This window comes from Pseudooceanicola spongiae, from assembly GCF_014899185.1.
GTDB classification, from domain to species: domain Bacteria; phylum Pseudomonadota; class Alphaproteobacteria; order Rhodobacterales; family Rhodobacteraceae; genus Pseudooceanicola; species Pseudooceanicola spongiae.
This window is the reverse complement of sequence record NZ_CP045201.1, coordinates 4152336-4169255: the sequence shown is the minus strand read 5'-3', so window position 1 is coordinate 4169255 and position 16920 is coordinate 4152336. Positions and strand designations below refer to the sequence as shown.

11 protein-coding genes are annotated in these 16920 nt (G+C 59.8%); all 11 read right to left on the bottom strand.

Annotation, left to right across the window (positions count from 1 at the left end):
- Nucleotides 1-46 precede the first annotated feature (46 nt).
- Nucleotides 47-2170 carry an elongation factor G gene (gene fusA, locus F3W81_RS19620; protein ID WP_193081199.1) on the bottom strand — a complete coding sequence of 708 codons (2124 nt, stop codon included), beginning with the start codon at nucleotides 2168-2170 and terminating at the stop codon, nucleotides 47-49.
- Between the two features lie 24 nt (nucleotides 2171-2194).
- Nucleotides 2195-2665, bottom strand: a complete 471-nt coding sequence (gene rpsG, locus F3W81_RS19615) for a 30S ribosomal protein S7 (RefSeq protein ID WP_193081197.1) — start codon at nucleotides 2663-2665, stop codon at nucleotides 2195-2197.
- A gap of 12 nt (nucleotides 2666-2677) precedes the next feature.
- Nucleotides 2678-3049, bottom strand: a complete 372-nt coding sequence (rpsL, locus tag F3W81_RS19610; protein ID WP_160897199.1) for a 30S ribosomal protein S12 — start codon at nucleotides 3047-3049, stop codon at nucleotides 2678-2680.
- Nucleotides 3050-3743: 694 nt separating this feature from the next.
- Nucleotides 3744-4652: a DMT family transporter gene (locus F3W81_RS19605; RefSeq protein WP_193081196.1), complete on the bottom strand. Its 909-nt coding sequence runs from the start codon at nucleotides 4650-4652 to the stop codon at nucleotides 3744-3746.
- A 245-nt stretch (nucleotides 4653-4897) separates the two neighbouring features.
- On the bottom strand, nucleotides 4898-9139 hold the full coding sequence (rpoC, locus tag F3W81_RS19600) for a DNA-directed RNA polymerase subunit beta' (protein WP_193081194.1): 4242 nt from the start codon (nucleotides 9137-9139) through the stop codon (nucleotides 4898-4900).
- A gap of 76 nt (nucleotides 9140-9215) precedes the next feature.
- A complete protein-coding gene (rpoB, locus tag F3W81_RS19595; protein WP_193081192.1) occupies nucleotides 9216-13352 on the bottom strand; it encodes a DNA-directed RNA polymerase subunit beta in 4137 nt (1378 codons plus the stop codon).
- A 242-nt stretch (nucleotides 13353-13594) separates the two neighbouring features.
- A complete protein-coding gene (gene rplL, locus F3W81_RS19590; protein ID WP_119400750.1) occupies nucleotides 13595-13972 on the bottom strand; it encodes a 50S ribosomal protein L7/L12 in 378 nt (125 codons plus the stop codon).
- Between the two features lie 71 nt (nucleotides 13973-14043).
- Nucleotides 14044-14559 carry a 50S ribosomal protein L10 gene (rplJ, locus tag F3W81_RS19585; protein WP_193081190.1) on the bottom strand — a complete coding sequence of 172 codons (516 nt, stop codon included), beginning with the start codon at nucleotides 14557-14559 and terminating at the stop codon, nucleotides 14044-14046.
- A gap of 349 nt (nucleotides 14560-14908) precedes the next feature.
- Nucleotides 14909-15202, bottom strand: coding sequence for a hypothetical protein (locus tag F3W81_RS19580; RefSeq protein WP_193081188.1), 294 nt, complete (start codon nucleotides 15200-15202; stop codon nucleotides 14909-14911).
- Nucleotide 15203: 1 nt separating this feature from the next.
- Entirely contained in the window at nucleotides 15204-15983 is a 780-nt protein-coding gene (locus tag F3W81_RS19575) for a hypothetical protein (RefSeq protein WP_193081186.1), read from the bottom strand.
- Between the two features lie 238 nt (nucleotides 15984-16221).
- Nucleotides 16222-16920 (bottom strand): 50S ribosomal protein L1, encoded by a 699-nt coding sequence (rplA, locus tag F3W81_RS19570; protein ID WP_193081185.1) that lies wholly within the window; start codon nucleotides 16918-16920, stop codon nucleotides 16222-16224.

The following is a 16920-nucleotide window of genomic DNA, read 5'->3' as shown; positions in this document are numbered from 1 at the left end:
CCGCCCTACGGAATGTGGGTAGGGCGGGGTACTCCCCGCCTTCCCGTTAAGCGTATTTCTTCTGGATCTCGTCCGAGATGTTCGACGGAACCGGATCGTAGTGGTCGAACTGCATCGTGAACTGTGCGCGGCCCGAAGACATGGAACGCAGAGTGTTGATGTAGCCGAACATGTTGGCCAGCGGCACGAAGCAGTCGATCGCCACGGCATTGCCGCGGTTTTCTTGGCCCGTTACCTGACCGCGACGCGAGGTCAGGTCGCCGATGATCCCGCCGGTGTATTCTTCCGGGGTGATCACTTCGACTTTCATGATCGGTTCGAGCAGTTTCGCACCGGCCTTACGCATCCCTTCACGCATGCACATACGTGCAGCGATCTCGAACGCCAGAACGGAGGAGTCAACGTCGTGGAACTTACCGTCGATCAGCGCAACCTTGAAGTCAATGACCGGGAAGCCTGCCAACGGACCGGAGTCCATGACCGACTTGATCCCTTTTTCGACGCCGGGAACGTATTCCTTGGGCACCGAACCACCAACGATCTTGCTCTCGAACGAGTAACCTTCGCCCGGCTCTGTCGGTGTGATGATCAGCTTGACCTCACCGAACTGACCCGAACCACCCGACTGTTTCTTGTGGGTGTAGGTGTGCTCGACCTGCTTCGAAATCGTTTCACGGTATGCCACTTGCGGGGCACCGATGTTGGCTTCGACCTTGAACTCGCGACGCAGACGATCAACCAGGATGTCGAGGTGAAGTTCGCCCATGCCCTTCATGATGGTCTGACCGGACTCGAGGTCGGTCTCCACCCGGAAGGAAGGATCTTCAGCCGCCAGACGAGCAAGGCCCGCCGACATCTTTTCTTGGTCGCCCTTGGTTTTGGGTTCGACGGCGATCTCGATCACTGGATCGGGGAAGGTCATCGTTTCCAGAACCACCGGATCTTTAGGATCGCACAGGGTATCCCCAGTGGTGGTGTCCTTCAGACCGGCCAGCGCGATGATGTCGCCCGAGAACGCTTCTTCGATCTCTTCGCGGTTGTTCGAGTGCATCATCATCATACGACCGACGCGCTCTTTTTTGCCCTTGGTCGAGTTCTGAAGCGAGTCGCCTTTTTTCAGCATGCCCGAGTAAACGCGCACGAAGGTCAGCGAACCGACAAAGGGGTCGTTCATGATTTTGAACGCAAGGCCAGCAAAGGGCATGTTGTCATCGGCACGACGCGGCAGGTCACGGGTTTCCGTTTCATCACCGGGGCGGAAGCCCATGTAGTCGACAACGTCCATCGGGCTGGGCAGGTAATCGACAACGGCGTTCAGCAGGGGCTGCACACCTTTGTTTTTGAATGCCGAACCACAGAGAACCGGAACGAACGCCAGAGCCAGAGTACCCTTGCGGATCAGAGCACGCAGCGAAGCGATATCGGGCTCTTTGCCTTCCAGGTAGTCTTCCATGGCTCCGTCGTCCATTTCGACGGCGCATTCGATCAGGTTGGCACGCCATTCGTCGGCGAGGTCCTGCAGGTCTTCACGGATCGGCTGACGAACCCAGGACGCGCCCAGATCTTCGCCTTTCCAGACCCATTCTTCCATGGTCACGAGGTCGATCATGCCCTCAAGCTCGGTCTCGGAGCCGATCGGAATCTGGATCGGTGCCGGGATCGCGCCAGTACGGTCAGCAACCATCTTCACGCAGTTGAAGAAGTCTGCGCCGATCTTGTCCATCTTGTTGACGAACACGATCCGCGGAACCTTGTAACGGTCTGCTTGGCGCCACACGGTTTCGGTCTGGGGCTCAACACCGGCGTTGGCGTCGAGCACGCAGACGGCACCGTCGAGAACCGCCAGCGAACGTTCGACTTCGATGGTGAAGTCGACGTGGCCGGGGGTGTCGATGATGTTCATGCGGTACTTGGTGTCGTAGGTACCTTCAGCGGTCGGATCTTCCTGCCACTGCCAGAACGTCGTTGTGGCTGCGGAAGTGATCGTGATGCCGCGTTCCTGTTCCTGCTCCATCCAGTCCATGGTGGCTGCACCATCGTGCACCTCACCGATGTTGTGGGATTTGCCGGTGTAGTACAGGATCCGCTCGGAACAAGTCGTTTTACCAGCATCAATGTGAGCCATGATGCCGAAGTTCCGGTAGCGTTCGAGGGGATAATCGCGTGCCATAATGTGCAGCCTTTGTGGAATGGATTACCAGCGGTAATGGCTGAACGCTTTGTTCGCGTCGGCCATCTTGTGGGTGTCTTCGCGTTTTTTGACGGCAGAGCCGCGCGAGTTCACAGCATCGAGCAGTTCACCCGCCAGACGCTCTTCCATGGTGTTTTCGTTACGGGCGCGGGACGCGTTGATCAGCCAGCGGATGGCCAGAGCTTCGCGACGCTCGGGGCGCACTTCGACGGGTACCTGGTAGGTGGCACCACCCACACGGCGCGAACGGACTTCGACCGAGGGTTTGATGTTGTCGAGAGCTTCGTGGAAGATTTCCACGGGCGCGCGCTTCACCTTGTCTTCGACGCGACCAAGCGCGTTGTAGACGATTTTCTCTGCGATCGACTTCTTGCCGTCGACCATCAGGTTGTTCATGAACTTTGTCAGAACCCGATCGCCATACTTGGCATCGGGCAGAATTTCGCGCTTCTCGGCGGCGTGACGACGGGACATCTGTTAATCCTCTTACTTCGGACGCTTCGCGCCGTATTTCGAACGACGTTGCTTACGATCTTTGACGCCATGGGTATCCAGAACACCGCGCAGGATGTGGTAACGGACACCCGGAAGGTCTTTTACCCGGCCGCCGCGGATCAGCACAACGGAGTGCTCTTGCAGGTTGTGGCTTTCACCGGGGATGTAGGAAATGACCTCGAAACCATTGGTCAGGCGCACTTTGGCGACTTTCCGCATAGCCGAGTTCGGTTTCTTCGGTGTGGTCGTGTAAACCCGGGTACAAACGCCGCGCTTCTGCGGGCATTGTTCCAGGTGCATCGACTTCGAGCGTTTGACTTTGGGCTGCCGCGGCTTGCGGATCAGCTGCTGGATCGTAGGCATAGGGTTCTTTTCCCGTCTCTAACACATGTGTTGCATGAGGGGCCGTGTCCCCATGCGAGTTTCCTTCCGATGGTCCCTGGCGCGTCCGCCCGAACCGGGTTCGTGAGCGCGCTTTCACGGGCCCGTCCCCCAGCCACAAGAGGGCTGAGAAACATTCGCCGCGCATTGCGCGCAACGTAAAAAACCGCATCCGTCCCCTCGTACACGGGGAACGACGCGGTGGGTTTTCCAGAGGATCGGGGTGGTTAACCCGGATCTTGACCACTTCAAACCTGGAAGGCAAAGGGGCGGCCCCCTCGCCTGATTGGGGCGCGTATAGGGGGAGTCGTGGGGGTTGTCAACAAGAGGTGAAGTTTGCGCCCGCCCACAAGGCCAAGGATTGCTGCAGCTTCAGGCGCCTCGGCGCAGGGCTCAGCGGCCATACGGGGCGCCACAGACAGGGTGCGGCGGGCTGGCCGCCTGCCCTGCGGCTGCAAGACTCTGGTAACGCCCGCCGTTTAGTGGCGAATGCCGCGGTGATCAAGCGAAAGTCACGCCCGCCGCAGGGCCTGCAGCGGGGTCCACAGGCAGGGGCATGACTGGGCGCGCGCAGGAGGGCGTCAGCCGACGCCGGGCCGCCAGCGGCGCTCAATTCGGGGCCTGAACGGCATGTCGGTATCCGGTCGGTATTGCGTCGGTAACCGGTAGGTGCGTTTTACGGCCTGGATTCGAGCGCCTGGATGACCTCGGGGCCCTGTGGCACCGGCTGTCCGGTCTTGCGTTCGCGGTACAGGGTGAACAGACCTGAGGCCACGACGATGGCCGCCCCGATCAGCGTCAACGCCTGAGGCCACTCTCCGAACAGCACGAAGCCCAGCAGCAGCGCCCAGAGCAGGCTGGTGTAGCGGAACGGCGACACGAAGGAGATCTCTCCGATGCGCATCGCCTGAATCGTCGTGAGGTAGGAGCCGAGCACGAAACCCGCCGCCACGAAGGTCAGCACGATCGACCAGGCGGACATCGGCACCCAGGGCTCGTCCAGCCCCAGCACCACGAAGAAGGCCAGCACCATGGAGGAGGTGATGGCCGTGACGGTCATCGCCGGCGCCTCGCGCGACAGCCGCCGGGTTGCCAGATCGCGCAGGGTGATGAAGCCGACCGAGATCAGGACGTCCAGCGCGAAGATGTCAAAGCCCTCGGTGCCCGGGCGCACGATCAGCAGCACCCCGACAAAACCGACAAGGATCGCCGACAGACGCCGCCAGCCGACCTTCTCGCCCAGGAACAGCGCCGCCGCCAGCGTGACCACCAGAGGCGCGGATTGCAGGATCGCCACGACATTGGCAAAGGGCATGGCCACCAGCGCGATCAGATAGAAGTAGGCCGCCCCGACCTCGCCCACGCCGCGCAGCAACGACAGGGCGAGATCACGGCGCGACAGCCTGGGCAGCTTGCCGCCGCGCAGGATCGAGAAGCCAAGCGCCAGCGTCGTCACACCGTTGCGCAGCACGACGATCTGGAACAGCGGGATGGTCAGCGCCATGGTCTTGATGGCGGTGTCGTTCAGCGCCAGCATGGCCAGCGCCCCCATCATCAGCAGCGCGGCCTTCACGTTGTCGGTCATTGTCTCGGGCCTTCCCTGACGGTTCCTGTCCGCACACATGATACAGGCGCGCGGATTTGAAAAGGTGTTGTCCCCAGAGAGCCGCTGAGCGCCCTGCCCGGCGACCGGATCAGTGCCCACTCTTCACGGGCCCGGCCCCCCTGCCCCGGCGCACTGCTGCGCCCCGGTGCAGCCGCTGCGGGAGGCACAAACGAAAAAGGCCCCCGAAACCGGGGGCCTTCTCCAAATCAAGATAGATCGGACGATCAGTCCTGCGTGTCAGCCTTGGGCGCGAAAGGATCAAAGGCGTCACCACCCGCGACCTCTTTCTTGACCGGAGCAGCCAGCGCTGCGGCGGCTTCGGCTTCGTCCCGACGGGCTTCCAGCACGACGTTGTCGCGGTCGGTTGCAACGCGGCGCACCTTCATGGTGGCCCCACCGGTCCCGGCCGGGATCAGACGCCCGACGATCACGTTCTCTTTCAGACCGACCAGCTTGTCGCGTTTGCCCTGAACCGAAGCTTCGGTAAGGACGCGGGTCGTTTCCTGGAACGAGGCGGCAGAGATGAAGGAGCGCGTCTGCAGCGAGGCCTTGGTGATCCCGAGAAGGATCGGCTGGCCCGAAGCAGGACGGAAGCCCTTCAGTTCGGCTTTCTCGTTGGCCTGATCGAATTCGATCTTGTCGACGTGTTCGCCCTTCAGCAGCGTCGTCTGGCCGCTGTCGGTGATTTCCCACTTCTGCAGCATCTGACGGACGATAACCTCAACGTGCTTGTCGTTGATTTTCACGCCCTGCAGACGATAGACGTCCTGGACTTCGTCGATCATGTAGTTCGCCAGCGCTTCGACACCCATAATGGCAAGGATGTCATGCGGCGCAGGGTTGCCGTCCATGATGTAGTCGCCTTTCTGAACGAAGTCGCCTTCCTGAACCGGGATGTGTTTACCCTTCGGCACCATGTATTCCACGGGCTCTTTGGTGTCATCCGCAGGCTCGATCGTGATCCGGCGCTTGTTCTTGTAGTCGCGACCAAAGCGGACGTAACCGTCGATCTCGGCGATGATGGCGTGGTCCTTGGGACGACGGGCCTCGAAGAGTTCGGCCACACGCGGCAGACCACCGGTGATGTCCTTCGTCTTCGCGCCTTCCCGCGGGATACGCGCCACAACGTCACCTGCACGGATCTCCTGGCCATCTTCGACCGAAAGGATCGCGTCCACCGACATCGGGTAGGTCACCGGGTTGCCGCTGTCTGTGCGGACCGGTTCGCCATCAGCATCGACCACGATGATCTCGGGCTTGAGCTCGTTGCCTTTGGGGGCAGCGCGCCAGTCCGAAACGATCTTCTGGGTCATGCCTGTCGCATCGTCTGTGTCTTCGCGCAGAGCGATACCGGCGATCAGGTCGACATAACGGGCCGTACCGCTTTTTTCCGCGATGATCGGCAGGGTGTAGGGATCCCATTCGAACATCTTGGTGCCGCGCTTGATGGTCTCGCCGTGCTTGACGAACAGCTTGGTACCGTAGCCCAGCTTGTGGCTGGCGCGTTCTTCGCCATGCTCGTCCATGATGCGGAGCTTCATGTTCCGACCCATGATGAGCATGTCGCCGGCTGCGTTTTCAAGCAGCGTGGCGTTTTCGAATTCAACGACACCGTCCGAGGAGGCCTCGAGGAAGGACTGCTGGCCACCCTGCGCAACGCCGCCGATGTGGAAGGTCCGCATCGTCAGCTGTGTGCCGGGTTCACCGATGGACTGAGCCGCGATGATACCGACAGCTTCGCCCTGGTTGACCATCGTGCCGCGTGCAAGGTCACGACCGTAGCAGGCCGCGCAAACGCCATCACCGGCTTCGCAGGTCAGCGGCGAGCGGATGCGGAACGACTGGACACCAGCGTCCTGAATCAGATCCGCCATGCGTTCGTCGATCAGATGACCCTTCTTGCAGATGACCTCTTCTGTGCCGGGGCGCAGCACGTCATCGGCCGTCACACGACCAAGGATCCGTTCGCCGATCGTCGCCACAACTTCGCCATCGTTGACGGCGTTGCTGACGGTGATCGCGCGGTCGGTGCCGCAGTCATGTTCGCGGATGATGCAATCTTGCGCAACGTCCACCAGACGACGGGTCAGGTAACCCGAGTTCGCTGTCTTCAGAGCGGTATCCGACAGACCCTTACGGGCACCGTGGGTCGAGTTGAAGTACTCGAGAACGGTCAGACCTTCTTTAAAGTTCGAGATGATCGGGGTCTCGATGATGTCGCCGTTCGGCTTCGCCATCAGGCCGCGCATCCCGCCCAGCTGCTTCATCTGGGTGACCGAGCCACGTGCACCGGAGTGCGCCATCATGTAGACCGAGTTCGGCTCCATTTCAGCGCCATCTTCGTCGTATTTCACCGACGAAATGGTGGTCATCATGGCATCGGTGACCTTGTCGTTGCACTTGGACCAGGCATCGACAACCTTGTTGTACTTTTCACCCTGAGTGATCAGGCCGTCCATGTACTGCTGTTCGAAGTCTTTCACCTGATCGCGGGTCTCTTCCACGATCGGCCATTTCGATTCCGGTACAACCATGTCGTCCTTGCCGAAGGAAATGCCGGCCTTGAACGCTTCACGGAAGCCCATGGTCATGATCTGGTCACAGAAGATGACGGACTCTTTCTGACCGCAATACCGGTAAACCGTGTCAATGATCTGCTGAACTTCGCGTTTGCGCAGCAGACGGTTGACCAGCTCGAACGGTGCTTTTGCGTTCATCGGCAGCAAGGAACCAAGGCGGACACGACCGGGGGTCGTCTCGTAACGCTTGACGATCTCGTTGCCTTCTTCGTCGATCTGCGGAACGCGGGCGATGATCTTGGTGTGCAGGTGTACGGTGCCGGTATCCAGCGCGTATTGCACCTCGTCGATCGACGAGAAGATCATGCCTTCGCCCTTCATGCCCTGACGCATGATGGTCGTGTAGTAGAGACCCAAGATCATATCCTGCGACGGAACGATGATCGGTGCGCCGTTGGCAGGCGACAGAACGTTGTTCGTCGACATCATCAGAACGCGCGCTTCCAACTGGGCCTCAAGGCTCAGCGGGACGTGCACAGCCATCTGGTCACCGTCGAAGTCGGCGTTGAAAGCCGAGCAGACGAGCGGGTGCAGCTGGATGGCTTTACCTTCGATCAGGATCGGCTCGAACGCCTGGATGCCAAGACGGTGCAGCGTGGGCGCGCGGTTCAGCAGAACCGGGTGCTCGCGGATGACCTCGTCAAGGATATCCCAGACTTCGGGACGCTCTTTTTCGACCAGCTTCTTGGCTTGCTTGACCGTGGAGGACAGGCCCTTCGCTTCAAGACGCGAATAGATGAACGGCTTGAACAGCTCGAGCGCCATCTTCTTGGGCAGACCGCACTGGTGCAACTTCAGCTCGGGGCCGGTCACAATGACCGAACGACCCGAGAAGTCGACGCGCTTGCCCAAAAGGTTCTGACGGAAGCGACCGTGCTTACCCTTCAGCATGTCCGACAGCGATTTCAGCGGGCGCTTGTTGGCGCCGGTGATCACGCGGCCACGACGGCCGTTGTCGAACAGGGCGTCGACGGATTCCTGCAGCATCCGCTTTTCGTTGCGCACGATGATGTCGGGCGCACGAAGGTCGATCAGACGCTTCAGACGGTTGTTGCGGTTGATGACCCGGCGATACAGGTCGTTGAGATCCGAGGTCGCAAAGCGGCCACCGTCCAGCGGCACCAGCGGGCGCAGCTCGGGCGGGATCACGGGGATCACGGTCAGGACCATCCATTCCGGGCGGTTGCCGGATTCCAGGAAGCTTTCAACCACCTTCAGGCGCTTGATGATCTTCTTGGGCTTCAGTTCGCCAGTGGCTTCGGCGAGCTCTGCGCGCAGGTTCTCGGCCTCGGACTCGAGGTCGATCTGTGCCAGCATCTCACGGATGGCCTCGGCGCCGATGTTCGCCGTGAAGGCGTCCATGCCGAAGGTGTCCTGAGCGTCCATGAACTCTTCTTCGGTCATCATCTGACCGTAGGTGAGGTCCGTCAGACCGGGTTCGATCACGACGTAGTTCTCGAAGTAGAGAACCCGCTCCAGATCGCGCAGGGTCATGTCCAGCATCAGGCCGATGCGCGAGGGCAGCGACTTGAGGAACCAGATGTGCGCAACCGGCGACGCCAGTTCGATGTGGCCCATACGCTCACGGCGGACTTTTTGCAGCGTGACTTCGACGCCGCATTTCTCGCAGACAACGCCGCGATACTTCATCCGCTTGTATTTGCCGCAGAGGCATTCGTAGTCTTTGATCGGGCCAAAGATCCGGGCGCAGAACAGGCCGTCGCGCTCGGGCTTATAGGTCCGGTAGTTGATGGTTTCGGGTTTCTTGATCTCGCCGTAGGACCACGAGAGGATCCGTTCGGGGGAGGCCAGGGATACCTTGATCTCGTCGAAAACCTTCGGCGGGGTCAGTGGGTTGAACGGGTTGTTCGTCAGTTCCTGGTTCATGTCGTCTTCCTAAATAGACAGGGCTTGGAGGTGAGGAGCCGCGCGGGTCGATGCCCGCGCGGTGGCTGGAAGGCCCTTATTCCTCGTCCTCCGCGTCCAGGAGTTCCATGTTCAGGCCGAGGCCGCGGACTTCCTTCACGAGAACGTTGAAGGATTCAGGCACACCGGCCTCATAGTTGTCCTCGCCCTTGACGATGCTTTCATAGACCTTGGTCCGGCCTGCCACGTCATCCGACTTCACGGTCAGCATTTCCTGCAGCGTGTAGGCGGCGCCGTAAGCTTCCAGAGCCCAGACTTCCATCTCACCGAAGCGCTGACCACCGAACTGTGCCTTACCACCCAGCGGCTGCTGCGTGACGAGGGAGTACGGGCCGGTCGAACGCGCGTGGATCTTGTCGTCAACCAGGTGGTGCAGTTTCAGCAGGTACTTCATGCCGACGGTGACGGGACGTGCAAACTGCTCGCCCGTGCGGCCGTCAAACAGGATCGACTGACCCGAGGTGTCGAAACCGGCGCGCGTCAGCGCATCGTTCACGTCTGCCTCTTTGGCACCATCGAAGACCGGCGTTGCGATCGGCACACCGCGTGTGACGTTGCCTGCGGCCTCGAGGATCTGGGCTTCTTCCATATGGGCGAAGCCTTCCTCGTAGACGTCATCGCCATAAGCGATGCGCAGCGCTTCGCGCACGGGGGTCATGTCGCCGGAGCGGCGATAATCACCCAAGGCGTCGTCGATCTTGATGCCAAGGCCACGTGCGGCCCAACCCATGTGGGTTTCAAGGATCTGACCGACGTTCATGCGCGACGGCACGCCCAGCGGGTTGAGGCAGAAGTCGACGGGGGTACCATCGGCGAGGAACGGCATGTCTTCCATCGGGACGACGCGCGACACCACACCTTTGTTACCGTGACGACCGGCCATCTTGTCACCCGGCTGAAGCTTGCGCTTCACGGCGATGAAGACCTTGACCATCTTCATCACACCCGGCGGCAGATCGTCGCCACGACGGACTTTCTCGACCTTGTCCTCAAAGCGGGCATCCAGGGCGCGTTTCTGCACCTCGTACTGCTCGTTCAGGGCTTCGACGATCTTGGCTTCGTGATCGTCTTCGATCGCCAGCTGCCACCACTGACCGCGCGACATGGTGCCGAGCAGTTCTTCGGTGATTTCCGACCCGACCTTGATGCCACGGGGGCCTTTGACAGCCACCTTGCCCAGGATCATGTCTTTCAGACGGGCGTAGATGTTGCGATCCAGAATGGCGAGCTCATCGTCGCGGTCACGCGACAGACGTTCGACTTCTTCACGCTCGATCTGCAGCGCACGTTCGTCTTTTTCGACGCCGTGACGGTTGAAGACGCGGACCTCGACAACGGTACCGTAATCGCCCGGCTTCACACGAAGCGAGGTGTCACGGACGTCCGATGCCTTTTCACCGAAGATGGCGCGGAGGAGCTTTTCTTCCGGCGTCATCGGGCTTTCGCCCTTCGGAGTGATCTTGCCGACCAGAATATCGCCCGGTTCGACATCCGCACCGATGTAGACGATGCCAGCCTCATCGAGGTTGCGCAGCGCTTCTTCACCGACGTTGGGAATGTCGCGGGTGATCTCTTCCGGCCCGAGCTTGGTGTCCCGTGCGGCGACTTCAAATTCCTCGATGTGGATCGAGGTATAGACGTCATCGCGCGAAATCCGCTCGGAGATCAGGATCGAGTCTTCGTAGTTGTAGCCATTCCAGGGCATGAACGCGACGATGATGTTCTTGCCGAGCGCCAGTTCACCCATATCGGTGGACGGACCATCTGCAATCACTTCGCCCTTCACAACCGTATCACCGACCTTCACCTGAGGGCGCTGGTTGATGCAGGTGTTCTGGTTCGAGCGCTGGAACTTGCGCATGCGGTAGATGTCGACGCCAGCATCGCCGAGCTCAAGATCATGCGTGGCGCGAATAACGATACGCTGCGCATCAACCTGGTCGATGATCCCTGCCCGCTTGGCCATGATGGCCGCGCCGGAGTCACGTGCGACAACTTCTTCGATCCCGGTGCCGACCAGCGGCGCCTCGGCCCGCAGCAGCGGAACGGCCTGACGTTGCATGTTCGAGCCCATGAGAGCGCGGTTAGCATCGTCGTTTTCAAGGAACGGGATCAGCGAAGCGGCGACCGAAACCAGCTGTTTCGGCGACACGTCGATCAGGTCCACGTTTTCGATCGGCGTCAGAGTGTATTCACCCGCCTGACGGGTGTTCACCATTTCGTCGACCAGACGGCCGTTTTCGTCCAGCGTCGCGTTGGCCTGCGCCACCACGTGCCGCTGTTCTTCGGTCGCCGACATGTAGTTCACTTCGTCCGTGACCTGGCCGTCCTTGACGGTGCGGTACGGGGTTTCGATGAAGCCATACTTGTTGACGCGCGCGAAGGTCGCGAGAGAGTTGATCAGACCGATGTTCGGGCCTTCCGGCGTTTCAATCGGGCACATCCGGCCGTAGTGGGTTGCGTGAACGTCACGCACCTCAAAGCCTGCGCGTTCGCGGGTCAGACCGCCCGGCCCAAGCGCCGACAGACGACGCTTGTGCGTCACCTCGGACAGCGGGTTGGTCTGGTCCATGAACTGCGACAGCTGCGAGGAGCCGAAGAATTCACGCACAGCCGCTGCTGCCGGTTTGGCGTTGATCAGATCCTGCGGCATCACCGTGTCGATCTCGACCGAGGACATACGTTCCTTGATCGCGCGCTCCATGCGGAGCAGCCCGACGCGGTACTGGTTTTCCATCAGTTCGCCAACCGAACGCACACGACGGTTGCCGAGGTGGTCGATGTCGTCGATGTCGCCCTTGCCGTCGCGCAGTTCGACCAGTGCCTTGATGCACTGAACGATGTCGTCGCGATCCAGCGTCCGCTGGGTGTCGGGCTTCTCGAGGTCCAGGCGCATGTTCATCTTAACGCGGCCAACGGCCGAGAGGTCATAGCGTTCGCTATCGAAGAACAGCGTGTCGAACAGGTTCGACGCGGCTTCGACGGTCGGCGGCTCGCCCGGACGCATGACGCGGTAGATGTCCATGAGCGCCGTGTTGCGGTTCATGTTCTTGTCTTGCGCCATGGTGTTGCGCATGTAGGGACCGACGTTGATATTGTCGATGTCCAGCACCGGAATCTCGGTGATGCCGGCTTCCAGCAGATCCTGCAGGGTGCCGCCCGTGATGTCACCGGCCTTGTCGTAGTCCAGCGTCAGCTCGTCACCGGCTTCGACATAGATCGCGCCGGTTTCTTCGTTGATGATGTCCTTGGAGACGAACTTGCCAACGATGTGTTCAAACGGAACCAGCAGGTTCTCGACAGTGCCTTCGTCGACGATCTTCTTGACGGCGCGCGGGGTGATCTTCTTGCCGGCTTCGGCAACGATCTCTCCGGTGTCGGCGTCCACCAGATCATAGGTCGGACGGGTGCCACGCACGCGCTCCGGGAAGAACTTGGTGACCCAGCCCTGGCCGCGACGGTAGGTGAAGTTCACCGTCTTGTAGTAGGCATCCATGATGCTTTCCTGATCCATGCCAAGGGCATAGAGCAGCGTCGTCACCGGCAGTTTGCGGCGGCGGTCGATGCGGGCGAAGACGATGTCCTTGGCGTCGAACTCGAAGTCCAGCCAGGAGCCGCGGTAGGGAATGATGCGGCAGGCGAACAGCAGTTTGCCCGAGGAGTGGGTCTTGCCCTTGTCGTGGTCAAAGAACACGCCCGGCGAACGGTGCATCTGGGACACGATCACGCGTTCGGTGCCGTTCACGATGAACGTCCCGTTCGGGGTCATCAGGGGCATGTCACCCATGAAGACGTCCTGTTCCTTGATGTCCTTGACGGATTTGTTTCCGGTATCTTCATCAATATCGAACACGATCAGACGCAGGGTCACCTTCAGCGGTGCGCTGTAGGTCATATCGCGCTGCATACATTCTTCGACGTCGTACTTCGGACGCTCCAGATCGTATTTGACGAATTCGAGAACTGCGGTCTCGTTGAAATCCTTGATCGGGAATACCGACTGGAAGACACCTTTGATGCCCTCACCGTCGGTGGGGTCGATCTGGTCTCCGGATTTCAGAAAGAGTTCGTAAGAGCTTTTCTGAACCTCGATGAGGTTCGGCATTTCGAGAACTTCGCGAATCTTACCGTAGTATTTGCGAAGTCGTTTCTGACCAAGGAAGGTCTGAGCCATGACAGAAGTCACCTTTCGTTTCTCATTCGGGGGCGATGCCGTCGGGCTCCGGCACCACGCCCTTTCGAGACAGGGGGTTAGGATCCATGCCTGGCCACCTTCCCAAGGGTGACCTCCCGATCCTTAAACCTCGCCTTAGACAAGGCTTTTGCTAAAGCCCTGTCTGAGACGGGTTCGGCTGAACGCGGGTCACCCCGCGTCCAGCCTTAAAAATCTTACACCCGGGAATATCCCGGAGCAGATTACTTGACTTCGACTTCTGCGCCAGCTGCTTCCAGCTTGGCTTTGACGTCTTCGGCTTCGTCTTTCGACACGCCTTCTTTGACAGCTTTGCCGCCAGCTTCAACGAGCTCTTTGGCTTCTTTGAGGCCCAGGCCAGTGATGGCGCGGACTTCTTTGATGACGTTGATTTTGGAAGCGCCGGCCGATTTCAGGATAACGTTGAATTCGGTTTGCTCTTCTTCAGCAGCGCCACCGGCATCTGCCGGGCCAGCCATCATGACGGCGCCACCGGCTGCGGGCTCGATGCCGTACTCGTCTTTCAGGATGGTTTTCAGTTCTTGTGCTTCGAGCAGCGTCAGGTTGACGATCTCTTCAGCCAGTTTCTTCAGATCAGCCATTGTACTGTTTCCGTATCTCTAGATGTGTTCCAACGATGGGGAGTTCAACCCTACGCCGGTCTCTGGGTTGCTTACGCGGCTGCCTTGTCTTCGATTGTAGACAAGATGGACGCGATGTTCGAAGCAGGAGCGCCAATGGCACCGGCAATGTTGGAAGCGGGTGCGCCGATGCAACCGACGATGGAAGCGATAAGCTCCTCACGCGACGGCATTTTCGACACGGCTTCAACACCGGCACGGTCCAGAGCGTTGTTACCCATTGCGCCGCCAAGAATTTCAAACTTCTTGTTTGTCTTGGCGAAATCCTCGGCCACCTTGGCTGCTGCCACGGGGTCTTCGGAATAGGTAATAACGGTCATGCCCGTCAGGAAATTAGCGATGCTTGCGCAGGGCTTGCCTTCCAGGGCGATCTTGGCGAGCCTGTTCTTGGCGACACGCACGGAACCACCTGCGTCGCGAGCGCGCGCACGTAGGTCCTGCATTTCGGCAACCGTGAGGCCGGTGTAGTGGGCAACCACAACAACGCCAGAGCTTTCGAAGATCTGGCCGAGTTCGTCGACCAATTTCTCTTTCTGGGCTCTATCCACAGTTTCACTCCAAGTAGGGAGGTTTGACCCTCCGGCTCAGTTTTGCCGGAACAAGAGTCCCGGCATTCGGGTCCATTTACGGGTCCGTCCAAGGTCACCCCGGGCGCCGCTTGCGCAAAACCCGAAGAAATCTGGTCTTTTCCCGTCTCAGGCAGGAATTATGAAGGCCGGAGCCCTCACCCACCGTCTCGGACGAATCGTCCGCCGCCGAAATCGCTCCCGGCAGCGTAACAGTCGCCGGTCTTAGACAATGACGAAGGGAATGTGAAGGGGAAAAGTGCGTCAGCGCCTGCCGCAAAAGAAAACGCCGGGAAGATCCCGGCGCTTTCAAAATATGGATGTTGGGAGCTTACTCAGCGAAACTAAGCGTCACAGCATCAGGGGCAGAGGCCGTTGTAGGCTCACCGGGATTAAAGCCATAGAATTCCACAAACGCCGACTGGAAATTGATGCCTGCAGGCGCTCCAGGCGCGACGACGACCGCACCACTAAAAGCCGCGGTCACAACGCCTGAACTTGCAAGCTGAGAACTCGTTGCGGTGCCCGTCGAATTCACCACGGAAGACCCGCCAGCAAAGGCAGGCGACACTGCAGCCAGCGACAGCGCGACGACGGCCGAGAAACGGACGATATTTTTCATCATGTCAGTACCCTTTAAAAACGTTGAGCTTGGTGAAGGTGATGCTCAGCAGCTGCTGGCGACGTTCCATGTGGTCAGTGATGTCGTTGACGCCATAGCTGATACCAACACCATCAAGACCAGGAATAGAAATACCGATACCCGCGTTCATCTGGTTTTCGGTGCCCGACACGGAAACGCCGAAGTACTTGTTGACCCCGATGCCAACACCGGCGAACACGCCGCTATCAACAAGCGACCTGCCAGGCGTGCGCAAAACGGCATCGGACCCGTAACCGACGGTCCACATGATCGGGTGCGTGATGCTGGGTCCCACGATCTGGGTCATCCCGGAGATCGTCGCATTCCAGCGCTCGTCTGCCAGCTTGGCATCCCCCCAGGCGGCCACGTTGGACACGGCGACCGAGCCGAAGATGGCACTGTTGGGTTGCAGCGACAGCGCGCGGGAGGCCTTGAAGGTCAGCGCACCCGAATCGAACATCGGGTCAGTCCCCGTGATGTTCACATCGACTTCCAGACCGATGGAGTCCGTCGGGCTCAGGAAGCCGGCACCGAAGGCAATGTCACCATCCATGTCATTGCCGGCAACGCCGCCGCGCGGATCCGATAGTGTGCCGCCGATAAACATCGCACCATGGGGCAGGATGAAGGCCGTATCCGCGCCGAACATCGTCACGTTGCCAATGTCGCGCGCAGAAGCCGTGTTCACGGCTGCGGTCATCACTGTCACGCCCGCCAGAACGGCCAGACCAGCCCTTTTCACACAATCGAACATGACAAGCATTTCTCCACTCTCATCAAAAGACTCACAAAAACGTTGCCGAATTTAGTAGCCTTGCAAGGTTTAAAAGCAAGGCGCATTCGCCTTTAGGTATTGACCCGCCAGACAACGACGACTTCGGGCAACAGTCAGGCAGCTACTATTTGGGCAACACCCTAAAATAGGCCTACCACGCTGCCAGAGAGACAAAAAAAAGGCGGAGTTTGCACTCCGCCTTTCAATTCACTGGATCTGAAAAAAATCAGTTGCCGGTGGCACTTTCGATCGCGACCGAAACGCCGGAACCCATGGTCGAGCTCAGCGAGACTTTTTTCATGTAGGAGCCTTTGGCGCCTGCCGGTTTCGCCTTGGAAACGGCATCCACGAACGCGCGGATGTTTTCGGCCAGCTTGGCGTCGTCGAAGGAGACTTTGCCAACGCCTGCGTGCACAACACCGGCTTTTTCAGCTTTGAACTGAACTTCGCCGCCTTTGGCCGCTTTCACGGCGTCAGCGACGTCCATGGTCACGGTGCCGACCTTGGGGTTCGGCATCAGGTTGCGCGGGCCCAGGATCTTGCCGAGACGACCGACGACGGGCATCATGTCCGGGGTGGCGATGCAACGATCGAAATCGATCTTGCCGCCCTGAATGGCTTCCATCAGGTCTTCTGCGCCGACGATGTCTGCGCCAGCTGCGGTGGCTTCATCAGCCTTCGCGCCACGGGCGAACACTGCGACGCGCACGTCTTTGCCGGTGCCGTTGGGCAGGCCGACAACGCCGCGGACCATCTGGTCTGCGTGACGCGGGTCAACGCCGAGGTTCATCGCGATCTCGATGGTCTCGTCGAACTTGACCTTCGAGTTGGCTTTGATCAGCGCGATGGCGTCTTCAACCGACAGATCTTCTTTGCCAGCGAAGGCTTCGCGGACGGCGCGGGTGCGTTTTCCGAACTTTGCCAT